The organism is Clostridium folliculivorans, assembly GCF_024341905.1.
Lineage (GTDB): Bacteria > Bacillota > Clostridia > Clostridiales > Clostridiaceae > Clostridium_AR > Clostridium_AR folliculivorans.
Genome location: NZ_BQXY01000012.1, coordinates 76,042 through 102,037, shown reverse-complemented (window position 1 = coordinate 102,037; position 25,996 = coordinate 76,042). Strand labels below are relative to the sequence as shown.

27 protein-coding genes are annotated in these 25,996 nt (G+C 31.0%); 3 read left to right on the top strand and 24 right to left on the bottom strand.

The window, feature by feature from the left end; genetic code table 11:
- Positions 1-3 precede the first annotated feature (3 nt).
- The 3 genes from OCU55_RS21645 to OCU55_RS21630 all read right to left on the bottom strand — a co-directional run bounded on the left by OCU55_RS21645 (position 4) and on the right by OCU55_RS21630 (position 2,665).
- Positions 4-273, bottom strand: coding sequence for a CD3324 family protein (locus tag OCU55_RS21645; RefSeq protein WP_261854369.1), 270 nt, complete (start codon positions 271-273; stop codon positions 4-6).
- A gap of 359 nt (positions 274-632) precedes the next feature.
- The gene (locus OCU55_RS23945) at positions 633-1,442 is read right to left on the bottom strand and encodes a MerR family transcriptional regulator (protein ID WP_280923813.1); all 810 of its coding nucleotides are present in this window, start codon (positions 1,440-1,442) and stop codon (positions 633-635) included.
- Positions 1,443-1,576: 134 nt separating this feature from the next.
- Positions 1,577-2,665 (bottom strand): glycoside hydrolase family 113 protein, encoded by a 1,089-nt coding sequence (locus OCU55_RS21630; protein WP_261854368.1) that lies wholly within the window; start codon positions 2,663-2,665, stop codon positions 1,577-1,579.
- A gap of 535 nt (positions 2,666-3,200) precedes the next feature.
- Between OCU55_RS21630 and OCU55_RS21625 the strand changes: the two genes are divergently transcribed.
- Complete coding sequence (locus tag OCU55_RS21625; protein WP_261854367.1) at positions 3,201-3,680, top strand: NUDIX domain-containing protein; 480 nt, start codon at positions 3,201-3,203, stop codon at positions 3,678-3,680.
- A gap of 239 nt (positions 3,681-3,919) precedes the next feature.
- Here OCU55_RS21625 and OCU55_RS21620 read toward each other — a convergent pair whose 3' ends face one another.
- From OCU55_RS21620 to OCU55_RS21570, 11 genes are all read right to left on the bottom strand, one after another.
- On the bottom strand, positions 3,920-4,366 hold the full coding sequence (locus tag OCU55_RS21620; protein ID WP_261854366.1) for a GNAT family N-acetyltransferase: 447 nt from the start codon (positions 4,364-4,366) through the stop codon (positions 3,920-3,922).
- Positions 4,367-4,486: 120 nt separating this feature from the next.
- Positions 4,487-5,164: an HAD family hydrolase gene (locus OCU55_RS21615; protein WP_261854365.1), complete on the bottom strand. Its 678-nt coding sequence runs from the start codon at positions 5,162-5,164 to the stop codon at positions 4,487-4,489.
- A gap of 174 nt (positions 5,165-5,338) precedes the next feature.
- On the bottom strand, positions 5,339-5,926 hold the full coding sequence (locus tag OCU55_RS21610) for a hypothetical protein (protein ID WP_261854364.1): 588 nt from the start codon (positions 5,924-5,926) through the stop codon (positions 5,339-5,341).
- 97 nt (positions 5,927-6,023) lie between these two features.
- On the bottom strand, positions 6,024-6,797 hold the full coding sequence (locus tag OCU55_RS21605; RefSeq protein ID WP_261854363.1) for an epoxyqueuosine reductase: 774 nt from the start codon (positions 6,795-6,797) through the stop codon (positions 6,024-6,026).
- Between the two features lie 49 nt (positions 6,798-6,846).
- Positions 6,847-7,809 (bottom strand): DUF5700 domain-containing putative Zn-dependent protease, encoded by a 963-nt coding sequence (locus OCU55_RS21600; RefSeq protein WP_261854362.1) that lies wholly within the window; start codon positions 7,807-7,809, stop codon positions 6,847-6,849.
- A gap of 90 nt (positions 7,810-7,899) precedes the next feature.
- A complete protein-coding gene (locus OCU55_RS21595; RefSeq protein ID WP_261854361.1) occupies positions 7,900-8,553 on the bottom strand; it encodes a carboxylesterase family protein in 654 nt (217 codons plus the stop codon).
- A 42-nt stretch (positions 8,554-8,595) separates the two neighbouring features.
- Complete coding sequence (locus OCU55_RS21590; RefSeq protein WP_261854360.1) at positions 8,596-9,363, bottom strand: prolipoprotein diacylglyceryl transferase; 768 nt, start codon at positions 9,361-9,363, stop codon at positions 8,596-8,598.
- Between the two features lie 286 nt (positions 9,364-9,649).
- Positions 9,650-9,853, bottom strand: a complete 204-nt coding sequence (locus OCU55_RS21585; RefSeq protein ID WP_261854359.1) for a hypothetical protein — start codon at positions 9,851-9,853, stop codon at positions 9,650-9,652.
- Positions 9,854-9,878: 25 nt separating this feature from the next.
- Positions 9,879-10,115 (bottom strand): hypothetical protein, encoded by a 237-nt coding sequence (locus OCU55_RS21580; protein WP_261854358.1) that lies wholly within the window; start codon positions 10,113-10,115, stop codon positions 9,879-9,881.
- A gap of 96 nt (positions 10,116-10,211) precedes the next feature.
- A complete protein-coding gene (locus OCU55_RS21575) occupies positions 10,212-11,111 on the bottom strand; it encodes an acetamidase/formamidase family protein (protein WP_261854357.1) in 900 nt (299 codons plus the stop codon).
- 25 nt (positions 11,112-11,136) lie between these two features.
- The gene (locus OCU55_RS21570; RefSeq protein WP_261854356.1) at positions 11,137-12,201 is read right to left on the bottom strand and encodes an ROK family protein; all 1,065 of its coding nucleotides are present in this window, start codon (positions 12,199-12,201) and stop codon (positions 11,137-11,139) included.
- 333 nt (positions 12,202-12,534) lie between these two features.
- On the opposite strand from OCU55_RS21570, the gene OCU55_RS21565 reads away from it, so the two are divergent.
- Positions 12,535-12,816 (top strand): YmaF family protein, encoded by a 282-nt coding sequence (locus OCU55_RS21565; RefSeq protein WP_261854355.1) that lies wholly within the window; start codon positions 12,535-12,537, stop codon positions 12,814-12,816.
- A 388-nt stretch (positions 12,817-13,204) separates the two neighbouring features.
- Here the strand turns inward: OCU55_RS21565 and OCU55_RS21560 are convergent, their stop codons facing one another.
- The 4 genes from OCU55_RS21560 to OCU55_RS21545 all read right to left on the bottom strand — a co-directional run bounded on the left by OCU55_RS21560 (position 13,205) and on the right by OCU55_RS21545 (position 15,785).
- On the bottom strand, positions 13,205-13,738 hold the full coding sequence (locus OCU55_RS21560) for a GNAT family N-acetyltransferase (RefSeq protein ID WP_261854354.1): 534 nt from the start codon (positions 13,736-13,738) through the stop codon (positions 13,205-13,207).
- Between the two features lie 400 nt (positions 13,739-14,138).
- On the bottom strand, positions 14,139-14,564 hold the full coding sequence (locus OCU55_RS21555; protein WP_261854353.1) for a hypothetical protein: 426 nt from the start codon (positions 14,562-14,564) through the stop codon (positions 14,139-14,141).
- A gap of 24 nt (positions 14,565-14,588) precedes the next feature.
- Positions 14,589-15,068, bottom strand: a complete 480-nt coding sequence (locus OCU55_RS21550) for a WapI family immunity protein (protein WP_261854352.1) — start codon at positions 15,066-15,068, stop codon at positions 14,589-14,591.
- Positions 15,069-15,092: 24 nt separating this feature from the next.
- A complete protein-coding gene (locus tag OCU55_RS21545) occupies positions 15,093-15,785 on the bottom strand; it encodes a flavodoxin family protein (RefSeq protein ID WP_261854393.1) in 693 nt (230 codons plus the stop codon).
- A 754-nt stretch (positions 15,786-16,539) separates the two neighbouring features.
- On the opposite strand from OCU55_RS21545, the gene OCU55_RS21540 reads away from it, so the two are divergent.
- Positions 16,540-17,601 carry an oxidoreductase gene (locus tag OCU55_RS21540; RefSeq protein ID WP_261854351.1) on the top strand — a complete coding sequence of 354 codons (1,062 nt, stop codon included), beginning with the start codon at positions 16,540-16,542 and terminating at the stop codon, positions 17,599-17,601.
- Between the two features lie 189 nt (positions 17,602-17,790).
- Here OCU55_RS21540 and OCU55_RS21535 read toward each other — a convergent pair whose 3' ends face one another.
- From OCU55_RS21535 to ilvD, 6 genes are all read right to left on the bottom strand, one after another.
- Positions 17,791-18,468: a fructose-6-phosphate aldolase gene (locus tag OCU55_RS21535; RefSeq protein WP_261854350.1), complete on the bottom strand. Its 678-nt coding sequence runs from the start codon at positions 18,466-18,468 to the stop codon at positions 17,791-17,793.
- 210 nt (positions 18,469-18,678) lie between these two features.
- Positions 18,679-21,084, bottom strand: coding sequence for a glycyl radical protein (locus tag OCU55_RS21530; RefSeq protein WP_261854349.1), 2,406 nt, complete (start codon positions 21,082-21,084; stop codon positions 18,679-18,681).
- Positions 21,085-21,089: 5 nt separating this feature from the next.
- Positions 21,090-21,992, bottom strand: coding sequence for a glycyl-radical enzyme activating protein (locus OCU55_RS21525; RefSeq protein ID WP_261854348.1), 903 nt, complete (start codon positions 21,990-21,992; stop codon positions 21,090-21,092).
- Between the two features lie 375 nt (positions 21,993-22,367).
- Positions 22,368-23,372: a sugar kinase gene (locus tag OCU55_RS21520; RefSeq protein ID WP_261854347.1), complete on the bottom strand. Its 1,005-nt coding sequence runs from the start codon at positions 23,370-23,372 to the stop codon at positions 22,368-22,370.
- Positions 23,373-23,376: 4 nt separating this feature from the next.
- Positions 23,377-24,021, bottom strand: coding sequence for a bifunctional 4-hydroxy-2-oxoglutarate aldolase/2-dehydro-3-deoxy-phosphogluconate aldolase (locus OCU55_RS21515; RefSeq protein ID WP_261854346.1), 645 nt, complete (start codon positions 24,019-24,021; stop codon positions 23,377-23,379).
- A 139-nt stretch (positions 24,022-24,160) separates the two neighbouring features.
- Positions 24,161-25,876, bottom strand: a complete 1,716-nt coding sequence (gene ilvD / locus OCU55_RS21510; protein ID WP_261854345.1) for a dihydroxy-acid dehydratase — start codon at positions 25,874-25,876, stop codon at positions 24,161-24,163.
- Between the last annotated feature and the right edge of the window lie 120 nt (positions 25,877-25,996).

The following is a 25,996-nucleotide window of genomic DNA, read 5'->3' as shown; positions in this document are numbered from 1 at the left end:
AAACTATCGTTCTTTTTTATATATAATTTTTTTAATACTGCTATCAGAAAGATAAAACTCTTCCGCCAAACTACTTATAGTCTGACCAGCCATATACCTTCTGCATATGTCAGCATTTCTGTTTTTTAAATAATTTCTATTATTAGATTTCTCCCCCCACTTTTTTCTGCTTTCAGGGCAGGATGGGATGTATATATATTCACCTTGGATATATTTTTGAATCTCCTTAATTAAATCCTCTGGCAAAACACTATCAACTCTTACATATTTCATATCGCTCAGCTCCTTAAATTTAGTTTTAAATTAAGGAAACAAAGCCTGTATATGCATGATTTTATTTTATAAAAGCGACTTCAATTTATCTCTGTGCAAAATGTCGCTAAAAGTCATACTAACAGACTTTGCACAGAGAATTTTGAGTAATTCTTTGTTCATTATATTATAATTCATGATAACACCTCACATTAAAATTAATTTGCTTTATTGAATAAGTAACAGATCATTTACTTCATCAAATAAGCGTCTTAATATTTACAATTATAACATATTTATTCAAATATATTCTAGTTTCTTTGATTTCTTAAGTTATCTTTTTATTTGAATTCTAATAAGATGTATCACTTATCCAAATGCTATCTCTTCACAACTGGGATATATATTTCAGTTATATACTCGTCAGGGTTATCTGTATCCCCAATTCCTTTTATATATTTTTGATATGGTTGCATTATGATTTCGTACCCTTTATTCTCTTTCCATACATATAGAGCCTTAATAGCATTGACTAACTCCTTATAGTTGCCTACATATCTTGTGTAAATACATAGACTTCCTTCCAATATTCTAGTATATTTGTTATCTCCATTCCATACTGGCACTCCAATTTCCATATCTACTACTCGGCTTTCATCATACTCTTTATCATGATATATAGTTATTGGACTTCCATAAACCTTAAGTTTGAATTGGTCTATAATTGGAATTAAATCATTAAATAATTGTCCTGTTTCAGATTCCTTTATGGCTCTTCTTACACTCACAATCCTCATTGACTCTGTATCAACTAACTTTATGTCAATGTCTTCGTTTATCGAAATAAGTTTTCCTCCATTTCTAATTACTTCAATATCATTGTTCATTTGCTTCAATAAACACTTTTGCCGTTCTATCTGAAACTCAATCTCTTTTTGTTTTTGACTTATACATTCCATCAGATATTCATCATTATTCTTTTTAAGAATATTTAAAATTTCAACCAAAGGAAATTGATATTCCTTAAGCTTGTTTATTAGTAATACTTGGTCCAATTGTTCTATAGTATAGTACCTATAATCATTATCTTTATTTAAAAATGCAGGTTTAAGCAAATCAATGCTATCATAATATCTAAGAGCTTTTGGAGAAACCTTGCATAGTTTAGAAAACTCTCCTATTGTCAACATTTCTTCAACAATCCTTTCACATATATAGTTTTGTTATTGTATTTTCTATACAAATTTAATCTATATATTCTTACAATTAAATAAACAAAAATCAGACTAGTTCTAAATTAACTATTTAAAGTATATTCCATACTTTAAATGGTTTTATAATACTCAGCTAAAGCTTTGAAAGACGCTTTAGGCTCCCATGGCATGCCTTCGTAGAACTTTTCCATTTGATCAATATAACTTTTAACGATTCCATAAGCAGCCATATCTAAATCATACAATGGATTTTCATTATAAGGATAGCTCTGGTTAATAAAAGTAAATACAAAAGCTCCATCTATTTTCTCATCAGTAAATATATCTAGAGACTCAGTAATATACCTTACTTGAACATTTTCATCTCTAATAAATTCACCTTTTAACTGTTTTGGTGTTTTTGTAGTATCTACAATTGCCCAACCATAACTTCCTTTATCTTCTGCTCCTCTATATGTACAGCAACCAAATTCAGTTATTATAACAGGCTTATTGTGCTTAAAGTACTTTTTCAAATTTTCTCTGTATCTGTTCTTATTCATGGCATCCCTGTAATAATCAATTCCTATATTATCAAATATACTCCAGTTTACATCTTCCCAAGGTCCTGAAGCATAGGTAATTTCTCCATGAAAATTATCTCTTATAGTTTTTACAGCTATATGTAAAAAATTGTTCAATCTTTTATTGAAAGGACCCTTTAATATTGTACTTTTTAGTAAAGTCCATGGCTTCATGAAAGTGTTTATGCGATCAAACGCAGTTTCTCCAAGAACAAGTCCCTTCATAAAGAAGGTAAGCTCACAACCAGTCACAAAGACTATATTATTATATTCATTCCTTAATTTTTCTGCTGCTTTAGCACATTCAATAAAATAGTCAATAGTCTCATTTTCATCTGCATCAACATTAGCTGGAGAAAACCACACTTCTAAACCTTCCATTAAGGCATATTCTGAAGCTAAAGTAAGTCTTTCAATATCCATCCCTGAAATTCTTATTGAATTACAATGCAAATCATTCTTTATAATTCTCATTTCTTTCTTAACCTGAGCCGGATTAAATATATCTCTAGATGACGGACCACTCTTGCCCCTAGTAAAAGTACCTACATCATAATTAATTCCTTTATACCTAAGACTTTTATGTGAAGAAATTATTTCGTTGCTTTTTTCTTGTTCAATTTCTGTATTATTCATATACAAACCTCACTTTAGGAATACTATCATTTTCAAGTAATATGTTTTAAATAATGATTACCAGCCATTCTAATTACCAGTAAGACTTTTTGATTTTTTAGAAATATTTGTGGCTAGACTTTAATATTTTCATAAACATAACCTAGAAATGTAGAACATTCTCTACTTATTATTTTTTTAACTCATGTATTTTAGTCATAAATATAAGTAGATAATAAACCTTCCAGTAAGGGGAGAGTCAAATAATTTATAATAAATTATAGTCACGGGTAAAGCACCTTTTTAAAATCAAGTGATTAACCATCCTTAATATCAACAATGCTCTTAAACATAGCCAGATTATAAGGTATTAACATTGTAAACACCTACAATAATAGTATAATATGTAATTAAGAAATTGTATTTTATTATGATATGGATGTACCACTTCGTAATAAAGCTTATTATTTTTAAATTCTGTCACCAGAAACCGTGAGAGTTTTAAAAATAGATTTTGGTTCAAAGTGGTACATCTATAATGCAGAGGAGTTTAAAGATGAGTATTAGAAGTACTGCTAAAGCAATCATTGTTAATAAAGACAAAGTGTTATTGAACAAATGTTTTGATGAGTATAATGGTGAATATTACTCCTTACCTGGTGGTGGGCAACATACTTATGAGACACTACATGAAGCAGTAATAAGAGAATGTCTTGAGGAGACTGGCTATTCTGTTATCCCAAAAAGATTTACAGCATTATGTGAAGAGATCTGTGAGAATCCTTTAACAAGAGAATTATATCCAGAATATATTCATAAGATGTATCACATCTTTCTATGTGAATTAGCTAATGATATTGTAAAAACTCCAACAGAAGTCGATGATATGCAGATATGCAGTGAATGGATTGAAATAGACCATTTATGTAAAATTCGTCTGTTACCTACTGTATTGAATAATAATATTGATATAATGATTAAAAATGAAACACCTCTGTTTTTAGGTGCAGAACGTATACAATATAATCATGGTTAATAACATCTACAAATTCAATTACAAAATGGTATTTAATAAGCAGGTAGCTCAATTTTGAACTACCTGCTTCATTATTTTCTATCCATATGGATGTACCACTTCGTAATAAAACATATTAATAAGCTATTTAACTATTAATGGTATTTTACTTGATAAATACATTTCATTTGGAACTGGTATATCTATAAATAAATCTAAAAATTCATAATTAATTATGATATTTTAAAGAAACTTAAGTACTATAAGTTTAATTCTAACCACGAATCATTTTCCTTAAAGCCAAATCTTTTGTACACTGGTCTACCTAACTTTGAAGCACCTAACCACAATTTCGCCACTCCAGCCATTTTAGCCTCTTCTACTAATTTATTTAGTAAAGTAGTTGCGATTCCTCCTCCTCGATAATTATCTTTAGTATATACATTTGTAACATAGCCTTTTTTACCGCTCTTGTTTGTATATGTAGGTGGAAAATCATAAAATACTACTGCCGCAGTAGCAATGATTTCATTATTATCTTCCACTACCCATTGAATTAAAGAACCATCATTAAATTTATTATGGAAAAAAATGCTTAATTCTTCATCAATATCTATAGTAGGTTCTATTCCTTCGTCCACTAATTGCTTCTTTCTCAACTCACTTAGTTGCTTTATTTCACTGATATTTGCTCTACGATATATCATTTTATCCTCCATGTATCATCTTAATTCAAAGCTATCTTCAAAATGCCACTGGCTTCTGAGCGTCAGATTTGAAAATATAAATTATCTAATTTAAGTAATCATCCATACTTATCATAAATTTTATAAGATATCAATAACTTCATTTAATGATTTTATAATATAGTCAGGCTGTATGCTGTAGTCCCATTTTAAATCATCTCTATTAATCCAGCAGCTTTTAATACCTACTCTATTTGCCCCAATAATGTCTGAGGACGAGTCCCCTATATGAAGAACTCTACTTGGGTCAACTGAGTAATGTTTAAGTACTTCTTTAAAAATTTTACTATTGGGTTCATTTTTATAGGACATTACTTTTTCAGATATGAATACTTCATCAAACTTATATTTTTCTAATATAGGCATTACCATCTCATAATCTGCATCTGTAACTAAACATATAGGTATAGAATCTGCTATTAAGGAAAAAAACCTTTCAACATCATCATAAGGTTCAGAATTGGTATGCTCATCCATAAATATTTTCACTGCCTCTTCTTCATCAAAGCAAATGTTCATTTCTTCAAATACAGATCTAAAGAAGGGCTTAAACATATTTTTTAAATTTACAAACTCACCATTAATTGATGCACTTTTATGAAATCCAGTAATGACATTTTTACTCACTGATTTTGCACATTCAAGTGCCAATTCTTCATTGAACTGTTCTTTTAAGATTCTTCTCCAAATAAAAAACTTTCGTGCTTGTATGTTCACCAATGTTTGAAACATATCGATTGATATTAAGTCAAATTTCATATATCATGTACTTGCAAGCTATGTGATGAGTTTAAAAATCTCACAAAGCTCACACCTTTCTTTTCTTAAAATATTTCTAGTAAACTTTTCATTGTTTAAAACTTAAGCCATAATAGTATAAATTCCTGATTTTCAAACAACATAATTCCACATTTTCGCAAAGACTCTTTTATATTACAGCTTTAAAGGCTTTTGTTCCACAGTCCATGGATATATATTTTCATGTCTATTGGTTATTTCTTTATCATCAGCTGTCAGTCCAATAATATCAAATCGTGAACCTTGAAATTTGTCCATATTAATAAACCATATTCTATAGCTGTTTGCATCAATAATTTTTGCTTCTGCTTCGATATTTCTTTGCTTTTCAATGATTTTAACTTTTTTTATCTCTGGATTTCCTATTATTCCAAAACACATTGGAGATATTAGTTTATTTATGCTAGGAAAATATGAATCAGTCAAACCAACTTTATCTGTCGTACGCTTGATATCTCCTTGAGCATTCCAATAAACAACTTTATATCCGAAGATATTCTTTTTTACAACAGAAGTAATTAATCCTTTTCCATCCTTTGTAATACAGAAGACTATACTTCCTTTACTAACTTTTTGTTCGTAAATTATGTTTACCGGTACTGATCCTGGTCTATTTACCGCTTGATTTATATCTCTTGAAGTGCCACGAAAGTTTACTATACAAAAAGCTACTATAAGAATAAATATAGTTATAAAGGATATTAAAATCACCTTTCTTTTCATTAAATCCTTCTCCATTTCTAACTTACTATGGTTCAAAAATGTGATTATTGTTTATGTAATAATATATTCTATGATTATATTCAGTTCAATTTTTTTACTATTTATCAATAAGTTTTACTGGATTTGTTGTAGAGCAAGGTAGGTTAACTAAGCACTTACCACAAACATCAGAAAGTTCAATTTCAGAATGAACTTCAGCATTGCTTAAACACATTTCATAGCACTTGTGCCTATTAAATGATTCAACCTTTAAAGCAGCATTCACACATCTAGCCACACATTTCTTACATACATTATTACGTTTATATAAACAATTTTCTCCTTCTTTTATATTAGACGGCTCTAACTCTAAATCAGTTACAAAACTCCCTACTCTTCCGCAACAACCTTTTTCAGTAATCAGCATATTGTTTAAGCCAAAAGTTCCAAGACCAGATATATAAGCTACATGCCTATGTGACCAATCACTTATTAACTTTGTGGTATCAAAATTGTGAGTTGCTGGTATTATATTTGATTTGTAACCCAGTTTTTCTAGTTCATTTTTAATGTATGAGTTTAAATCAAAAATTAATTTATTTGTCTCTATATATGCTCTTGCCCAAATCTTAGAACTAATTCTTCCTTCTATATTACTCTCAACAATGAAATCTTCAAAAGGAATGAAATACGATACTACAGTTTTTGCTCCTGGTAAAAAGTCTTGTGGCATAGCATGGCTTGGACTTACTATTTCCTTAAGCTTATAAAACCTTTTATCTGATGCGTCTGCATAGGAAATTAGTGGTTCTTTCCATCCACTTTCAATATCATTATCCTCTTGATACTTTTTTATAAACTCTCTTATAAGTTTTTCTAATTGATTTTTCATTTTACCTCCAAAGTATAATTTACTTTCTTATCTACATTAATTAAAAAAGCTATTTTAATATAATCTTTGGATATTTATAATTTACCTCTTCCAAAGATTGGTTGTATGCTTCTATGAACATAAAGCAATCTTCTAGGCAACTTAAGACTTTCTCTTTTCCCAAGGTTTGATCAATAAGCTTGACCATAGTAAATCCTGCTGTATATCCCTTTAAGCCATCATTAAATAGCTGTCCTATATCATTCAACTTTGCTATTTGTCCATCCAGAATTTTCTCAACATAATTGCTTACCTCAAATAAGATATTATCAATATTTCTTATATTATTATTCCAATTTGTACTTAGAATTCCGTCCTTATTATATGGACTTGGTAAATAGTAATAAGCTACTCCTTCAGACATTAATTCTCCAATAAAATCAAACAGAATTTGTTTTTTTACGTTGTTCTCCTTTTCCTTTCTTTTGTTTAGAAGCTTGTTTACTTCTATATGATGGAGTTCGTGGGCTATCAAGTTAATTAATCTTTCAACATTAATATAACCATCTCTGCTTAAATACTCATCACAAATATCTATAGCCATTTCATTTCCTAAGGTTATTCCAGTTCCTCTAACTCCGTATAAAAGATAAATTGTACAATCTTCACTTATCTTTTTTGGTAAATACATACTAGCTAAATTGATAGCTTTTTCTATAGCCTCATTAAAATCTATGTTACTAATATTCTTTGAAACAATATCTACATACTTCAATCCAAATTTCATACTTTTCAAGAATATATTGTTTTCAGGTATTATCTCTTTATTTAAGTTGATTTCTTTTAAAAGATGTGAAAGCAATTCTTCAGTAAATTCTAAGCCACCATAGTTTCTAAGGTGTTTTTTTAGAAAAATAATTCCAGGAGTTTCATAATATTCTTTAATCAATTCGGTTGAAGCGGTTTTATTTCTATTTATTTGTTTAAATATATTAAATGATTTCTCAACAGCTAGTTCATCAATTTTAATCATCACTATAACTCCATATTATAAATATAATTTTCTCGAACTTAAGTCTTGGTTAATTAAGCTACCTAAAACTAAATTACATACTTCAATTCGCTAAACCTTTATCTTTCTTTGCTTTAAAAGCCAGTTGAAAAGTTCTGGATTTTCATATGCTGTTGTACAAACTTCATGTCCTAACCCTTTATAAACTTTAAATACAACGTTAGAATTATGCTTTTTTAGATATTCTACAATCCTTCTTGATTCCTCAAAATCTACTATATTATCGTTATCTCCATGTGCAACCCATATAGGAATATTCTTTAACCTAAGTGCCTTTTGTGGGGATATTGCACCTCCGCTTATAGGTACTATAGCAGCAAACTTTTCTGGATTAAGAATTGTAAAATTCCATGTGCCATAACCACCTAAACTATACCCAGTCAAATATATTCTTTCTTTATCAATGTTATAGTCTTTTTCTACATCAACTAATATATCTTTCAAAGCATTAAACTGCATTTCCCATATTTCTCCACTTGGACATTGTGGAGATACCACTATAAATGGTAAATCATTGTTTTCTCTTAGTATCTTGTGTATCCCCCACTTTTTTACCTTATCTAAGTTATCTCCTCGTTCACCTGATCCATGTAAGGATAGAATTAATGGCCACTTTTTATTTTTATCATAGCTTTGTGGCAAATAGACAAGATACTTTAGCTTTATTGTAACATCTTTTTTAAATTCAAAACTTTCATACCCCATCTTATTTCCTCCACTTTAGATAAAGTAAAGTCTGAGTTTCTATTAGTTCTCTACTTCATCTATTTTTCTATTTGATTTCGCAAATACAATGCCCAATCCAATAATGAACATAAATATAGAAATGAACTGAGAGGTAGATAAACTTCCAACACTCCCACGCACTAAATCTCCCCTATAGAATTCAAGAATAAACCTTCCCGCACTATAAAAAACCAAATAACATCCTGCCACTACACCGTCCGCCTTTTTGTATTTAGCAATAAAAATTAGTACAACAAAATTTAGAAAGTCTAATCCACTTGAGATTAGTTGCGTAGGAATTAACCTAACATTGTTTGGAGCAAAATTAGAGTGCTTGAATATTACATTAATATTGCTTGTAGTTTCTTCACCATAGCAACATCCAGCTAAAAAGCAACCAATTCTTCCAAAGCCTTGAGCTAATGCTACAGATGGTATAATTAAATCGAAATATTTCAAGAAATTTATCTTAGCTTTTCTGCAGTATATAAATGCTGATAAGATTCCTCCAATTATACCTCCATAAACTACAAATCCATCAGTTATATTAAGAAGGAGCTTCGGGTTAGATATAATTTGACTTATTATTGTGATGTAATACAAGAGTTTTGCTCCAAGTATTCCTCCTATCACACCCCAAATAGCTATATTAAATATCGGTTCTCTATCTATATTATTTTTCTTAGCTCTAAAATCAGTTACAATGTAAGCAGCTAAAATTCCAATTCCAATCATCAACCCATATCCATAAATTGTGATTGGTCCAAATTTTATTAACTCGTTGTACATAACTTTTCTCCTCCCACATTTTCCTATTTATTAGCATGTTGCAAGATTTATATAATATCATTTATGGAAAACTCCAAAATTGATTTTTTACTTCGTAGCCATGAGTTAGGTGAAACAATATAAAAACTAGCAAAAGTAACTTACTCATAATATTATACCATAAATTTCTATTATGTACTTTATTAGTAAACTCAATACTTTTCTTACTTTCTATCTAAATAAAAAAAATATCCCAGCTTCATTTCTGAATGCTGAGACATTTAAATTTGATTTTTCTCTTTCATAATTATAAAGAAAGTAATAATTTGTCCATTTTATTAGATAACTCATCAGTAATGTAGTATTTTTCTCTAGCTGTCTTTTCAGAACAATCATCAATACTGAATTCTTTACAATAATCTATAAATAAGCTTTCATTGTACTTTCTAAATAAATAAAAGTCTGTTAATATTACTAAAGCTTCAGAAAAAGCATGAGTTTTGTCTTTCATTGAAATATCATCTCCAATAAGTCTATCAGTAATCATATGGGATAAAGTTAAGCATTGATAATCTTTCAAACCTGTTTAAATATTTATCAGTTAGATCATATAATTCTTCTTCTAAGTAATGTTCCTTGTTCATCCTAAACTTAAGATATTTAATATGTTCAATATACTCTTTATCAAATAGATTGGATGCATTGTCTATTAGATTCATGTGCGCAAACAAATGATAAATTAAATCTGCATGAAAACTTTTTTCAAATTCCATCTTAAACAACTCACTTTGCATAATTAATATTCTAGAAATATTCTTAAGGTAAACTGCAATCCATACTATAGTTTAGTCCTATTCTGGTCAGTATATTTAATAAAAAACATACCCTAAATCAGCTAATACACTAAGAGGTAATTCCATTCTCATAGTTTTATTTGGATTAACCATCTGACAAACCACTAGATTGCCGCAAAGACTTAAAAGTACACCGGCATCATAGGAGTTCATACCTGCTTCGTTTACTAAAAACCTCAACATCATTTCAGTCGCTTCCTCGGCAGCCTCATCTAAGGTTTTACAAGAAGCAATTGTAATCCACTTTCCATCAACATGTACTGATGGTGCTATACTTTTTTTATCAGAGAGCACACTAACTCTAACAATTACTGTTCCTTCGATTTCAAGACCGCATCCTCCAATTTCACCATCTCCCATAAGTGCATGCAGATCTCCTATTGCAAGAAGAGCTCCTTCTGCAAATACAGGTAAATATAAAACAGCACCTTTTTTAATTTGTCTACAATCCATATTACCGCCATGAACTCCAGGTATGATTGTTGATATTTCTTCTCCTGATGGTGCAACTCCAATCACTCCTATCATCGGATCAATAGGCATAGATAAACTGTCATTAAACTTTGCTATGTCATTTTCAACAGGAATTCTCCTAGTTTCATATTTAGTAAGCTTATGTTTTAAACCTTCACTAAAAGGCCCAATTACATTTACTCCTAAAGCTCCAACTAAAATATCTATAATTTCAACCTTCAAAGTATCTCCTGGCATTGCCCCATTTATATATAGTGGACCCGTTGCTGGATTACCCAAAGATTTGTTGTCTTCGCCATATTTTGCTTCTTCAGGTAGTAGTTCATTATTAAAACAATCCAGTGTTTGAAACTCAACCATATCCCCTGATTCACAATAAGCTACTGGCTCACTTTTATCTGACATTTTATATACTACATTTTCACTTTTAATAGTAAGCATAATATTCTCCTCTTAAAATCATTTTCTATCTATTATTTCTTCCATTATCAATCAGTCTAATACCTGAATACATAAGCTTTATTGTAAGTTCAACTATACCAACAATACAGTCCCTTCTACTATTTTCTGCTAAGAAAATTTCTGGAATGATATTATTGGCAATATACTTTTTACTATTTTCTATTATTGAATCAGTAAGATCCTTCCTAAAGTCTTCTCCTCCTATAACTACTATATCTGGGTTTATAACACAGTTTATAGTTGCAATTAATCGAGAAATGGCATCTACATATTTAATTTCTTCTGGGTTACTTTCAATTAATGATTGTAGATATTGTCCATCATTACCTATAGGAATAAATCCTAATTCACCAGCAAAATTATTACCACCATACACAAGTTCACCATTTACAATAATCCCAGATCCTACCCCTGCATTTGTAAAATGTATATATATCATATTTAAGATGTCTAAATCATCTACATGAAGTTTGTCGATAAGCTGAACTCCGTACCCGTATGCAATTGCATTCAAGTCATTTTCAAGTACTACAGGAATATTATATTTATCCTCAATATATTCTCCAATATTACTTTCTTCCCAGCCTGATAGCTTCTTCCCATAAAAATACTTTCGCTTATCTATATCTACTACTCCAGGCACAGCAATTCCAATTGCCTTAATAGCCATACCACTTTTTATAATATTATCAATAATTTTTTCAATTTCAAAAAGGTAATCAGTACTTTCTATATCTATGCATTCATCTTTAATAATCTCACGAGAGGTATTTGATACAACGTAATCAATATGTTTATCTCTTATATAAAAGGATAATACTAAACTTTCATTCAAGTTTAAGGCGTATCTTTCAGCTCTTCTTCCTCCACTGGATTTATCTAATCCAAGCCTAATTACTTCATTACTATCCAGCAATTCCTCTAATAATGATCTCACCGTAGTTTGACTTATTCCAGTGTTTTCTGATAACTCGGCTCTTGTTGCTACTCCTATTTTTTTAAGAGCTTTCTTAATTAGCCCTATATTAATTTCTTTCATTGTAGTTGGTTTCCCTGAAATACTTCCCATAAAATCATCTCCATCACACTTATATCAGATACTTATAAAAGTATCTGATATAAGTGTAAACCTTTTTCTACTCTATTTCAATTAGCTTTAATAAATATGCACCACTTCGATCTGAAATCTATTTTTAAAACTCTCACGGCTTCTAGTGAGTGACTTTAAAAATAATAAGTTTTATTACGAAGTGGTGCATCAATAATATGATTTTTTAGTTATTAATTTATTTCCAAATACTAAGTTATTCTCTTGACTGTTCAATTTAAAAATGATTGAAGTAACATTTAAATAATACACTTTATATACTATAGATATAATCTTTGTTTAAGGAGTATAAAAATGTATCATACCCATTTTTACTCAGGAATGACATCTATCAATGACGGCCATAGCCATGATTATAAGGGAGAAACTTCACCAGCTCCAACTGGAGCACCTCATATACATCATATAGCTGGATACACGGCTTATGAAGATGGACATAGGCACTACTACGTCATTGAAACAAGCCCAGCTTATCAAGTTCACGGAGGACATATTCATTATATTTCTGGAATAACGTATATCTCTGAAGAACATTATCATTCCATCAGTGACACAACAAGTAAATATCCATACTAAAAAGTTTGAACACCTTAAATATTACTGTTTTTATAATCAAATTGCCTATATCAGAAAAATAACACAAAGAATTTCAATTTCCTAATTACTTATAATATCTAGTAATTTATATGAAAGTCAAAAGCTCCAGGAATGACAATATAAAACAAGACACCGCAAAATTCAAATTTGAAAAGTGCGGTGTTTTAAATATTTAATTGCTTCTATTGTTATTCCACTGTATGACAAAACCATTCAATAGTTTCTTCTAAATATTAATTCAGAACAAATTAACTTAAAGCTTCTTTCCAGTAAAAAATACAAATATAATTCCAAAGAAAATGAGAGAGATTTACAAGTACAATCTATACATATATTTAAAGTAACGCATGGAAGTTTAAGTACACGCTTAATCTACCACAATCCCCATATATATTAAATCATACATGATTCCATTACACTTCATTTCTCCTTTTAAAATACCTTCTTCCATAAAGCCTAATGTTTTATATAAATGTATTGCACTTTTATTATCGGCTCTTACCCTTAAGCTTATTTTATAAATAGTTTCATTTTCTCTTGCCCAATTTATCAAATATTTAACAAGTTCTTTCCCAATTCCTAAGTTCCAATAATCTTTTAAAACTTGTACACCAAATTCACCAACATGCTGAAACTTCTTAGAAGAACCTGCTCTAAAAGATAAGTTTCCTACAATTTTATCATCTAAAGTTGCTACCAGTAAAATTGCATTATCTGCTTGATTATACATATTTATCGTATGTTCTTGTTGTTCGTCAGTAATATGAAACTCGTCGACTTCATAACCAAAATGATCAGTTTCTAAAATTATGTGTCTATAAAATCCATTTAATTCTACTGCATCTTCAGTACGTGCTCTTCTAATCACAAGGTTCTTATTTTCTTTTAAAAACTTTGACAATATTACCCCTCCAATACATACCATGTTCTTTTCTATTATCACACGGTTATCAACTCTCTATGTTCACTACTTACAATTATACCATTATATTCCAATACCTTCTATAAAATCAACGCTTTACTACTTATTTTTATATAATTACTTGCTCTATTGTTGAGTTTTCAAAAAACATTCACAGTACAGTTAATTTGAAGAGTACATCTATAATAATTACTTCGTTAATCCTCCATTTGTATTTTAAAGTAAAAAAATATCGTAAAATTCATTTCTGAATAATACGATATCTGAACTTTCTATCACCATACATATACGCTAACTACTTCCATGTAAATCATGAGTTGCACAAATTAAACCTACATCATTCATTCCTAGATATCCTCTCATTCATTTACAGTTTTGATTAATCTTCCACCTTAATAAAACTCGAACTAATTACATAGCCAAAAATCACTTGAAAAACTGAAAAAAAGTCAATGTTATTCTGCAAAAAGAATTGGATTGGATAGGATAAAACTTGTGGAATAGCAGGCGAATAGTATATGAGTATTCCTAAAGAAAAATAAAGAGATGGGATTCCTAAAAATATAAGTTTAGGTAAATTAATTTTCCACCTTCCGTATTTTTTACTTTCTAATATAAGCTTTTCTAGTCCAAGTAATAGCCCTAAAAGGATAAAAATAAACATTGACCACAAAATTAATGGCATGACTTGAAACGTCATCTGCTTTTCTTTATCAACAGATATTAATAACTTATTGCTTAGTACAATGTAACAAAAAAATACTACTGCATACACAAAATATGCTCCCCAATTATTCTTTTTCATTGTTAGCCCCACTTTCATTTATAATTAATATTTTGATGGAAATACCTGGAGTATTTGCTGTATTCCAATGATAAACTCTTCAAGTAAATCTAAATTTGTTTTAAACTCAAACTTAACCTTTACCTTATTTGTATTAACTTTATATTCAATTAGTTCTCCTGATACCAAAATGCTTTTATCAATTAATAAATCATTAGATAAAAAGAAACTGAATTCAGGCTCTGTAAATGAGGAAAAAACATCGCTGATTTCAAACTTTTTAAATCTAGTAAGTTCATTTAATAGATAAGTTAAAACTCTACCTTCAATTATTGGTTTATCAATCTCAGCAGTAACTCCATTGATGACTAATAAAATATAGTTCATATACCAGTCGCCATCCCATTTATTTGTAGCTTCAGGATATTGATATCCGTAAGTATAGATTACTATTTTTGCAGATCCATCACTTGCTTTTAACTCAGCACAGGTCGAATTCCTGTATTTTTCTTCTAGTTTAACCATACTAATCACAGCTCCATTTATACCCTACCAAGGGTTCTTTCCATTAATCCAGCCTTTTTTTATCCAATATTCTTTATCAGTAGCATTCCAATCATTTGACTTCTGGTTCATTTTCATTATTTTAAACATAACTTTTGTCTTTATTCCTGGCTTTACATTGCAAACTTCACGTGATATCTTTTCAGCTAACTTTGTGACCTCACTTTCTATTTGCTTCTTTTTCTCAGGTTTTACAGTTTCCCAATTCAAAGCACCAACATGCTTACCATAACAATAAGTTTTAGGTACTCCCCAGTAGAACAGATTGTTTTTTAAGTCTTTTGTAACCTTTCTTGTTCCTGCACCGGCTGCTGTTGAAATAACTAACCCAATTTTACTAAACATTCTTTCATGTGGACGGTGTGGCATCCATCGATATCCCATATGGTCTAAGAAGGTTTTAAGCTGACCGCTCATTCCAAATACATAGCAGGGTGATTCTAAAATCAATAAATCTGCTTTCTCCATCTCCTTAACAATAGGTTGTACAGTATCAGCATGAGGGCATGCATCTTCACCTTTGGTAAAACAATTAAAACATCCTACGCAGAAGCCTGGTGTATGTTTTGGCATAAAAAATTCTGTTATCTCAGGGTTCTTATCCGAAAGTTTATCTAAAAAAAGTTTTGTAATGTTATAAGTGCTGCCCTTATGCATCTGCCCATGCAAAACTACAATTTTTATAATACCATCCCCTACTTTTTAATTTGTTTCGTATGTATTTCTATATATGAAATCACACCTTATTAAAAAACGGCATACCTCTACGATTAATATATAAGAATTATATCATACCAGTTATTGGAATAACCACCGTATTGTTGTAATAGTTATGAATTTATAATTGAACAATTTAAAATACCCAACATGGATATATAATTAGTCATTTCATCATAAATTTGTGGTTACCATTAGTATTAATATTTTAGTTAAGATTGAAATATATTTTCGTTTTCATTTGCATAACAATCTGTAAACCAGCATTTTTCCTATAAATTTTTATATTTTTATAATTATTTAATTATAAAAAGTTTTAATTATAAATAGATTTAATAACAGGCTATGTTTAGGTATATTATTTAAATTAAGTGATTTATCTATATTGTGAAAGGTAGTAGGGATGAGGAAGATAACAGTTAATCAGAATTCGAACTTTATCATGAAATCATTAGTACTTAAAATTATAGCCATAGTAACTTTAGAATTGGTACTATCTTTAATGAGAATTCTGGACTTAAATATACTAAACGATAGTTTATTAGGAAATGTGCTTTTAGAAGCTACAATTGAACAATCTTTCATCTGTTACTCGCTCTTAACCTAAGGCATAAAAATGTGTGTACTTGCAATTTCATTCCTTAGTAAAATATAATAGTAGAATATTAAATAATATATTAACTGTAAATGAATAGTTAAATAGGAGTGTGGATTAATGACAAAGTTATTTTCAGAGTTTAGTATTAAAAACGTAAAACTAAAGAATCGTATTGCTGTTCCTCCAATGGTTATTGGACTAGCAGAGGATGGATATGTAACCTCAGGAAATGTAGAACGCTATAGAGAATTAGCTAAAGGTGGCGCAGGACTAATAATTCAAGAAGCTACTTGTGTTAACATAGATGGTAGACTAATGGAAAGGCAACTTGGAATTTGGAAAGATGAACAAATTGAAGGACTAAAAGAAATTGTTAATGCAGTTCATGAAGAAGGAAGTAAGATATTTATTCAAATTCATCATGCAGGCGTAACTTCAATATCAGAAACCCCAGTATGTCCAAGTGCTTACGAATATAAAGGTCCTTTTAGAACTGTTATCGGTCGTGAGATGACTATAGAAGATATAAAATCTATTCAAAAGGATTTTATTGAAGCCGCAGCAAGAGCTTATAAAGCTGGATACGATGGTATTGAACTTCACGGATGTCATGGCTACTTAATAAGCCAGTTCCTAAATAAAAATGTAAATAAGAGAACTGATGAATATGGTATCACTCCTGAAAAGTTTGTAATAGAAATTATCAATGGAATTAGAAATGTTACTCCAAAAGAATTTGTTGTTGGTATTCGTTTAGCAGGTTTCGAACCAGCCCTAGAAGATGGACTACACTACGCTAAAATTTTAGATGCTAACGGAATAGACTTCCTTGATGTTTCTTTTGGATTTATGGGCGAACAGACTGTAAATATAGCTGAAGGATACAAATATGCTCATACTGTATATGCTGCAGAAAAAATAAAAGAAGTGGTTTCAGTTCCAGTATTTGCAGTTAACAGCATTAAGTCTCCTGCCCTAGCAGAAGAAATATTAAATGAAACTAATGTAGACATAATAGATATCGGTAGAGGTGTCCTTATAAACCCTAACTGGGCAAATGACGCAAAAGAAGGAAAAGATACTGGAGCATGTTTAAGCTGTGCAAAATGTAAGTATTTTGGCCAATCTCAAGTTTGTCCTGGAAAAGTTTTATTTGATAGAAATAAAGAACAAAAATAATCAAAAGAACCCGGTAATATCTGAAAAAATCCACCTGTCTTCGCATTTGCTTAACAGGTGGCTTTTAATATATAAATTTATTTTTAAGGGCTTTGGTTTATTAACTATATAGTATATTACAATTTAGCTTCCGTTATATATATATTAATTTCATCTTAGCTTTTAACTACCAAAGATGTACAAAATATATTAACAATCAAGCATTGTCTTTCCTTCACCGCATAAACCTTCAAAGTCTTTTGTAAATGCAGCTACTGCAGCTGTCACAGAATCCAATTTTACTAAACCTTCTATTACATCTGGTGCAACTGTTGCTGCTCCAACTCCGTATCTTGCAAGATCTAAAACTTGTTGTGAATTTTTAAAGCTTGCTGCAAGAACTTCTGTCTTTAGGCCATTTTTCTTAAATATATCATGAATATCTTTTGCAACCTTTACTCCATCAGCACCTAAATTATCAATTCTATTTACATAAGGAGCCGCGTAGTGAGCGCCTGCTTTTCCAGCAAGATAAGCCTGCATCTGTGTGTATATAGCTGTTGCTGTTATATTAGCACCTTCTGCAGAAAGAGCTTTTATTGCTTTTAAACCTTCTCTTGATACTGGTATCTTTACATAAGTGTTTTTACCTAATTCTTTTTGAATTCTATGTGCTTCCTCAATCATTCCTTCTGCTTCTAAAGAAACTACTTGAACATGAAGCTCTGCCTCTGCTCCTATAAATTCTCTTATAGCCTTTAATACTTCGTAAGGATTTTTGCCTTCCTTCGCTAATATTGAAGGATTAGTTGTAACCCCTTCTAATGGATAATATTCGTACATTTCCTTAATTTGATCTAAATTTGCAAAGTCTATTATAAATTTCATATTCTTATTCCTCCGTTAAATTTATTTGATGCTACTTAAATATTTAATTATCATATATGTGTTATTAAACTCTTATTAAGAGTAACTTGAAATTCCATTTTAGTTTTGTAATTTTACTAGATTTAATTACTCCCTAAAGTTTAGGTATCTTACCATAATACACTATACCTTTAAGTACCATATGCATAAGCACATTAATTTCAAAATGTATTAAAACTTTTGCTCTGTCCTACTAATTATATCATCTTGAGTAGTTGGATCCAAGGTTATAAATTGTGCACAGTATCCAGCAACCCTTACTATTATATCTCTATATTCTTCTGGGTTTTCCTTTGCTTTCTTTAAAGTTTCAACAGAGATTATATTAAACTGTATATGCCAGCCTTTTATAGCAATAAAGCTCTTTATTAGCATAACAAACTTTTGGAAGCCTACTTCGTTATTTATTAGATCTGGTGAGAATTTTACATTTAATAATTGTCCCCCAGTCATTAATATATTTGGAAGCTTTGAAACAGTCTTTAGTACTGCAGTTGGTCCCTTAAAATCTGTGCCTTGAACTGGCGAACATCCTTCTGCTGCTGGAGTCCATGCTTTTCTTCCATCTGGAGTTGCTCCTGTAACACATCCCATTGGAACATTTGATGAAATACCTGAGGTTGATAATCCGTAGTTACCGCCTATTGGGCCTTTACCAAATCTAGTATTCTTGTACTTACTAATTTCCTTAATATAAGTGTTATAAACCTCTACAGCTATATTATCGGTATAATCTTCATCATTTCCATACTTAGCTATATTCTCTAGTAATCTTCTAATTCTTTCTCCTTCTTCACCTTGAAAGTCATTATCTAACACTTCTATAATTTGCTCTATTGTAAGAAGCTTATCTTCATAAACTGCTTTTTTCAAAGCTGCAAAACTGTTAGCTGCATTTGCAAGTCCAACTTGAAGTCCAGCTACTATATCATAAACAGCTCCACCTTCTTTTGCGGTTTTGCACCTCTCAATACAATCATCAATTAAAGATGAACAAAGCATATCAGGGAATTCTAGAAGATTAGTATCTGCAACTTTATCTGAAACAATAGATAACTTTGTATAATACTCAATATTTTTCTCCCATGCTTTCCACAAATCCTCATAAGTCTTAAAATCTTTTAGTGATCCATTCCCAGAAAGCATAGTATGTCCTGTTCTCTTATCAAATCCATCATTTAAAGTAAGCTCAAAAGCTTTAATTAAATTTAAGAAGGTCATCCCAGTACATCTATAGCCCCATTTTCCTGGCACAGCTACTTCCACGCACCCAACCATTGTATAGTTAAAGGCATCCTTGAACTCTACACCTTTTGCAAGAAGTGCTGGAATTATTATTTCATCATTATGAAGAGCTGGCATTCCAAAGCCAGTAGCAACAACTTCTGCACATTGTCTTATAAATTTTTCAGAAGTATTAGTGTGGACCCTTGCTGAAAGGTTTGGCTGAGTAAGCTTTGCCTCCCCAACACTTTCAAGAATTAAAAAGCTTAAATCATTAACTGCATCTGAATAATCAGCATTTGAACCACCTATAGTAACGTTTTGGTAGGTTGGATAACCAGCACCATAACCTGAGTGTGATGTTGATCTTATTTTTAATATAGAATAAAGCTTTATCCATAAACATTGCAATAATTCTTTAGCAAAATCTCTAGTTATTGTTCCATTATCTATATCTTTCTTATAGAAGGAGTATAAGTATTGATCTGATCTTCCTAAGGAAGCAGAGTGACCATTACTTTCTATTTGAATAGCCAAGTGAATAAACCATATCATTTGAACAGCTTCATAGAAATTTGTTGGAGGCTCAGCAGGTACTCTTTCACATACTTCAGCAATTTTTAAAAGCTCTGCCTTTCTGCTTTCATCTTCCTCTGATAGGCTTAACTTTTTGGCAAGTTCAGCATATCTTTTTCCAAAGGCTATTACACTTTTATTTGTTATAACTATAGATTCAAGAAATGCTTTTTCTCTTAGAGCATCATTTTCACTTATATCTATTCTCTTTAGTCTATCTTCGGCTTCTTTTATAATTCCATTAAGCCCAAGCTTAATTGCTTTTTCAAAGTCTGGAACAATGTGCCCGTCACCTGAAGTCATGTTTCCTTCTCCATGTATAACCTTAACCTCAAAGCCTGTCTTAACCTCTTCAGGTACTACTGCCATACATTTATCTTTTAAAGTCTTGCCCTTCCAGTACTTTGTTATTTCTAAAAGTTCGTCTTTATGCTTTTCTGGAAGATAAAAGTTGTCCCCATCTCTTTTATTAAAATTACCTTTTTCTAAAAGCTCCTTTTCTATCCAATCAACTGCATACTCTGGAAATACTGGAGCAGTTCTTTCTTCACATGCTTGATTTCCTACTATAAGCTCACCAGCCTTAATATAAATACTCATATTTTCTAAAATCTTTTCTACTGCTTTAGCTCTCTTTATATAAACAGGCTGTGCCTCGTTTTCCTTATATGCTTCAGTTATATACCTTGCTCTTTCTATACATACACTTGGTGTTTGAGAAAGTACTGACTCTCTAAGTTTCTTAATTCTTTCACTTTGAAGTACAAAATTTTTCATAAATGTTATCCCCCTATAATACATTTTATTGATGAATTTTCTACAAGCTTTTTTAAGGTTTCAAGATACTCTGGTTCATGCTTTTTTATAGCAGTTAATTTATAGTCTTTTTTAAGTCTTCTATATTTATCTAATCCTAAGGTGTGATATGGAAGAATATGAATTTCCCTAATGCCGTTAGCCTTAGCTATTTCTACAGTATTTTTAATATTCTCCTCATCATCATTAATACCCGGGATTAAAGGTATTCTTATTATGATTTCTTTTCCAAGCTTTGATAACTTGTTTAAGTTTTCCTGTATCAAAGTATTTCCAACTCCAGTAAGCTCTTTATGAACTTTATCATTGGAATGTTTTATATCAAAAAGAACAAGATCAGTGTACTCACTTAATTCCTTAAGCTTTTCAAAGCTTCCATAACCGGTAGTTTCTATAGCAGTATGAATACATTCATCTTTGCAGAGTTTAAATAGATTAATTGCAAAGTCAGCATTCATGAGAACTTCTCCACCAGACACTGTTACACCTCCGCCAGATTGTCTATAAAACAGAACATCCTTTGATACTTCCTTAAACACTTCTTCTACTTCCATGTTTTTACCCACATGTCTAAGAGAATTTGTAGGACACACATCTGCACACTTGCCGCAAGCTATGCATTTATTCCTATCTATTACTATGGCTTGATCATTAGAAGTTAAAGCATCATATTCGCAGGCATGTATACATTTTTTACACAAAACACAAGTTGAATTATTATAATAAAGTTCATTTTCTCTTCTTTGAGTTTCAGGATTGCTGCACCATAAGCATTTCAGTGGACATCCTTTTAAAAACACAACAGTTCTAATTCCTGGACCATCATGAACTGCATAATGTTCTATTTCACACACGGTTGTTTTTATCATAGTAGTAAGTCCCCCTCTCACTGGTCTTTTGGTAAAAACATAGCAAAGTAAATTGTATTTAAAATAGTTATTATCTTTATCGTTTATTATTATTTGTTATTGTTTAACTTCATTTTATATCATTGTAACACAATAGTCAATAATGACTTTGCAAGAAACTCTTACTTAATGCTAAGTATTAATCGCTTTCCTTGCGCATATAGCTTTGTATAGTTTTTTTATCTATTATCACTTGTTATTACTTATTACTGCTTATTTTAATATAATAATTTTTATTTAGAAAAGACCAGCAAATTAATAAAAAAAATAAACCATCATAATTTTTTTAAATTATAATGGTTTATTAAAAACTTCATTCTAGAAATCCTAAATAAACTAACGTTCTATTCTACTTATCCCTTTGTCCATTAATCCTTCTATATCTATCCTTGAGACCAGATTGGCATCACCATGTATGCTATGTTTCAAAACTGATGCACAAGTAGCAAATTCTGCAGTATACTCTGGTGCCTTATTATTTAATATGCCGTAAAGCATACCAGCAGTTAATGCATCTCCGCCACCAACTCTATCTACTATATCATCAATGGTATACACTTTTGATGAATAAAGCATTTTATTATCATAATAATTACATTGCAGCGTATTAACTGACACCGACTTCATTTCTCTAACTGAAGAGAAGATATGTTTTATATTTGGATATCTCTCAGTGATTTCATCATAGTAATACTTTAACTTTTCATACTTATCTTTGTATTCACAGTTCATCTTCAAAATATTTTCCGCATCTAATATTCCAGCAGACAATATATTTACATAAGGTAAGACCTCAAAGGTTGCTTTACTAGCTTCTTCTAAACTCCAAAGCTTAGCCCTATAATTAGAATCATAGCTTACTAATATATTATTTTCCTTGCAGTGGTTTAATATTTCCAAGGTTAACTTTCTTATTTCCTCTGAAAGAGCCAAGGTTATACCTGAAAAATGAAATACATCCACATCTTTTAAGGCTGCTTTTATATCTATTTCTCCAAACTTTAAGTTACTAAACGCCGAATTACTACGATCATATATTACCTTTGAGCTTCTATTTCCACTTCCTACTTCTAAAAAATATATACCTGTTCTATCTTTCCCCTTAGAAACAAAACTTGTTTCAACTCTATGGCTATTTAAATAATTTATGATTGCATCACCTATAGAATCATCTGAGACTTTAGATATATATCTTGAATCAATACCAAACTTAGTCAATGAAATAAGTACATTTGCTTCTCCTCCACCGTAATGGGCATTAAAGGAATTAGAATTTGTAATCATCATACCCTTATTTGTAGATAATCTCAGCATTATCTCTCCAAAGCCAGCTACTCTCATAAGACTACCCTCTCACCTCATTAAACTTATCCACATACCTACTGCAAAGCTCTGTTATTTCATCGAATTTACCGTCTTCACCAAGCTTATTTAACTCTCCACCGATACCAACTAAATCAACGCCGGCTTTCTTCCATACATCTATGTTTTCTAAATTCACGCCACCAGTTACCATGATGTTTGCATATGGAAGCGGTCCTTTTATAGCTCCGATATATGATGGTCCAAAAGCATTACCAGGGAATACTTTTACTACATCCACACCTATTTCATGAGCTTTAACTATTTCATTTATTGTCATAACTCCTGGTATATATGGTACCTTATATCTGTTGCAAAGTCTTGCTGTTTCTTCACTAAAGGATGGAGAAACAATATATTTTGCTCCTGATAAAATTGCAAGTCTAGCTGTTTCTGGATCTAAAACCGTTCCAGCACCTACTACTACTTCATCATCATTTTCATATTTATCAGATAGTTCTTTTATGATATCATTAGCAAATTTATTGGTATACGTTACTTCTATAGCTTTAACATTTCCTTTTATACAAGCTTCTGAAATACTTACTCCAACTTCTTTAGTATTGCCACGAACAACTGCAACAACTCCACACTTTTCTAATGCTTTTAATACTTTAATCTTAATCATATCTTCAACCCCATCTTATATATAGTATCTTTACTGTATATGGATGTACAACTTCGTAATAAAACTTATTATTTTTAAATTCTCTCACCAGGATCCGTGAGAGTTTTAAAAATAGGTTCCGGTTCGAAGTGGTACATCTTTACTTCATATATCCACCCTTCATTGGTGAAACTGCATTATCTGAAAATACTTTTAGTATCCCAGACTCATATTTTGATTTTCTAGGAGTCCAGTTCTTTCTACGTTCTTCAAGTATTTTTTCAACTTCTTCTTCGCTACATCTTGTACCTTTAATACCAACAATTTGCAGAAGTCTCTTAGGAATGCTTATTTCTATTAAATCATCCTCTTCAACTAAGGCAATAGGTCCACCTACTGCTGCTTCTGGAGAAACATGTCCTATAGCAGGTCCTTTGGATGCACCTGAGAATCTACCATCAGTAATTAAAGCTACACTTGCAGATAACTCTTCATCTGAGGAAATAGCCTCTGTTGTATAGAACATCTCTGGCATTCCACTTCCCTTTGGTCCTTCATATCTTATGAAAACCGCATCTCCCGGGCGAATTACTTTCTTTAAAATCGCATCTATAGCTTCTTCTTCACTATCAAAAGGTTTTGCCTTTAATACAGCTTCATGCATTACCTTTGGAACTGCAGAATGTTTTACTACCGCACCTTCAGGAGCTATGTTTCCTTTTAATATTGATACTGAACCATTAGTGCCAAATGGATTATTAAATGGTCTTATGACATCTTCCTTTTTAACTCCAACCTTTTCAAGATATGCATTGCATTTTTCATAATAACCATTAGTTTTTAATTCTTCTAAGTTTTCACCTAAAGTTTTACCTGTAACCGTCATTACATCTAAATGAAGCAAGTGCTTTAATTCTTCCATTATTGCAGGCACTCCACCAGCATAGTAGAAGTATTGAGCTGGCCACTTTCCAGCTGGACGTATATTTAATAGATAATGTGCATTTTTGTGGATTCTATCAAAAGTTTCTTCATCTATATATATCCCAAATTCATGAGCTATTGCAGGTAAGTGTAACAATGAGTTTGTTGAACCTGATATAGCTGCATGTACTAGTATTGCATTTTCAAAGGACTTAATTGTCACCATATCTTTTGGTTTAAGATTAAGTTTTGCTAATTCAACAGCTTGTCTTCCTGCTTTTAAGGCAACATCCTTCAAATCCTCACAGGTAGCTGGCATTAATGAACTTCCTGGAAGCATTAATCCTAAAGCCTCTGCCATAACTTGCATTGTTGCTGCTGTTCCCATGAATGAACAAGCTCCACAGGATGGACATGCATGTTCCTTGTAGTAAGTTAGTTTTTCTTCAGTTATCTCTCCACGCTTACACATTGCACTGTAAGCACCTATTTGTTCTAAAGTCAATAAGTCTGGACCAGCTTCCATTACACCACCTGTGACAATAATAGACGGAATGTTTATTCTTCCGATTGACATAAGATGTGCAGGAACTGCTTTATCACAACTTGATATAAAAACTCCAGCATCAAATGGAGTTGCATTTGCATGAATTTCTATAAGTGCTGTAAGTGTATCTCTAGAAGCTAATGAATAATTTATACCATCATGACCTTGAGCCATACCATCACAGATATCTGTTGCGAAGTATCTAGCTGGCTTACCACCAAGCTCAGACACACCTTGTGCAGCTTTAGTTACAAAATCCAAAAGATGCACACTACCAGGATGACTATCCCCAAAGGTACTTTCTATTATAATTTGAGGTTTTTCTAAATCTTCTGTTGTCCAGCCCATTCCTCTACGAAGTGGATCCATCTCTGGAGCAATTTTTCTAATATCTTGACTAATCATACTATGTCTCTCCTTAATCTTTTTTTTGAAACCGTATAAATACATCTGATGTATTTATAGTAACACATCTAATAAATTTGTCAATATCGCATTATAAAACTTGTTTATGATGGTTTTTTA

Bases quoted from the DNA above. Each gene is read 5' to 3' on its own strand.
- OCU55_RS21645 (WP_261854369.1), bottom strand. From the start codon at position 273: ATGAAATATGTAAGAGTTGATAGTGTTTTGCCAGAGGATTTAATTAAG.
- OCU55_RS21615 (WP_261854365.1), bottom strand. From the start codon at position 5,164: ATGAAATTTGACTTAATATCAATCGATATGTTTCAAACATTGGTGAAC.
- OCU55_RS21570 (WP_261854356.1), bottom strand. From the start codon at position 12,201: ATGGGAAGTATTTCAGGGAAACCAACTACAATGAAAGAAATTAATATA.
- OCU55_RS21590 (WP_261854360.1), bottom strand. From the start codon at position 9,363: ATGTACAACGAGTTAATAAAATTTGGACCAATCACAATTTATGGATAT.
- OCU55_RS21535 (WP_261854350.1), bottom strand. From the start codon at position 18,468: ATGAAATTTATAATAGACTTTGCAAATTTAGATCAAATTAAGGAAATG.
- OCU55_RS21605 (WP_261854363.1), bottom strand. From the start codon at position 6,797: ATGAAAAATCAATTAGAAAAACTTATAAGAGAGTTTATAAAAAAGTAT.
- OCU55_RS21595 (WP_261854361.1), bottom strand. From the start codon at position 8,553: ATGGGGTATGAAAGTTTTGAATTTAAAAAAGATGTTACAATAAAGCTA.
- OCU55_RS21630 (WP_261854368.1), bottom strand. From the start codon at position 2,665: ATGAATAATACAGAAATTGAACAAGAAAAAAGCAACGAAATAATTTCT.
- OCU55_RS21600 (WP_261854362.1), bottom strand. From the start codon at position 7,809: ATGATTAAAATTGATGAACTAGCTGTTGAGAAATCATTTAATATATTT.
- OCU55_RS21565 (WP_261854355.1), top strand. From the start codon at position 12,535: ATGTATCATACCCATTTTTACTCAGGAATGACATCTATCAATGACGGC.
- OCU55_RS21575 (WP_261854357.1), bottom strand. From the start codon at position 11,111: ATGCTTACTATTAAAAGTGAAAATGTAGTATATAAAATGTCAGATAAA.
- OCU55_RS21520 (WP_261854347.1), bottom strand. From the start codon at position 23,372: ATGAGAGTAGCTGGCTTTGGAGAGATAATGCTGAGATTATCTACAAAT.
- OCU55_RS21625 (WP_261854367.1), top strand. From the start codon at position 3,201: ATGAGTATTAGAAGTACTGCTAAAGCAATCATTGTTAATAAAGACAAA.
- OCU55_RS21555 (WP_261854353.1), bottom strand. From the start codon at position 14,564: ATGAAAAAGAATAATTGGGGAGCATATTTTGTGTATGCAGTAGTATTT.
- OCU55_RS21580 (WP_261854358.1), bottom strand. From the start codon at position 10,115: ATGGAATTTGAAAAAAGTTTTCATGCAGATTTAATTTATCATTTGTTT.
- OCU55_RS21620 (WP_261854366.1), bottom strand. From the start codon at position 4,366: ATGATATATCGTAGAGCAAATATCAGTGAAATAAAGCAACTAAGTGAG.
- ilvD (WP_261854345.1), bottom strand. From the start codon at position 25,876: ATGATTAGTCAAGATATTAGAAAAATTGCTCCAGAGATGGATCCACTT.
- OCU55_RS21585 (WP_261854359.1), bottom strand. From the start codon at position 9,853: ATGAAAGACAAAACTCATGCTTTTTCTGAAGCTTTAGTAATATTAACA.
- OCU55_RS21540 (WP_261854351.1), top strand. From the start codon at position 16,540: ATGACAAAGTTATTTTCAGAGTTTAGTATTAAAAACGTAAAACTAAAG.
- OCU55_RS21525 (WP_261854348.1), bottom strand. From the start codon at position 21,992: ATGATAAAAACAACCGTGTGTGAAATAGAACATTATGCAGTTCATGAT.
- OCU55_RS21515 (WP_261854346.1), bottom strand. From the start codon at position 24,021: ATGATTAAGATTAAAGTATTAAAAGCATTAGAAAAGTGTGGAGTTGTT.
- OCU55_RS21550 (WP_261854352.1), bottom strand. From the start codon at position 15,068: ATGGTTAAACTAGAAGAAAAATACAGGAATTCGACCTGTGCTGAGTTA.
- OCU55_RS21610 (WP_261854364.1), bottom strand. From the start codon at position 5,926: ATGAAAAGAAAGGTGATTTTAATATCCTTTATAACTATATTTATTCTT.
- OCU55_RS21530 (WP_261854349.1), bottom strand. From the start codon at position 21,084: ATGAAAAATTTTGTACTTCAAAGTGAAAGAATTAAGAAACTTAGAGAG.
- OCU55_RS23945 (WP_280923813.1), bottom strand. From the start codon at position 1,442: ATGTTGACAATAGGAGAGTTTTCTAAACTATGCAAGGTTTCTCCAAAA.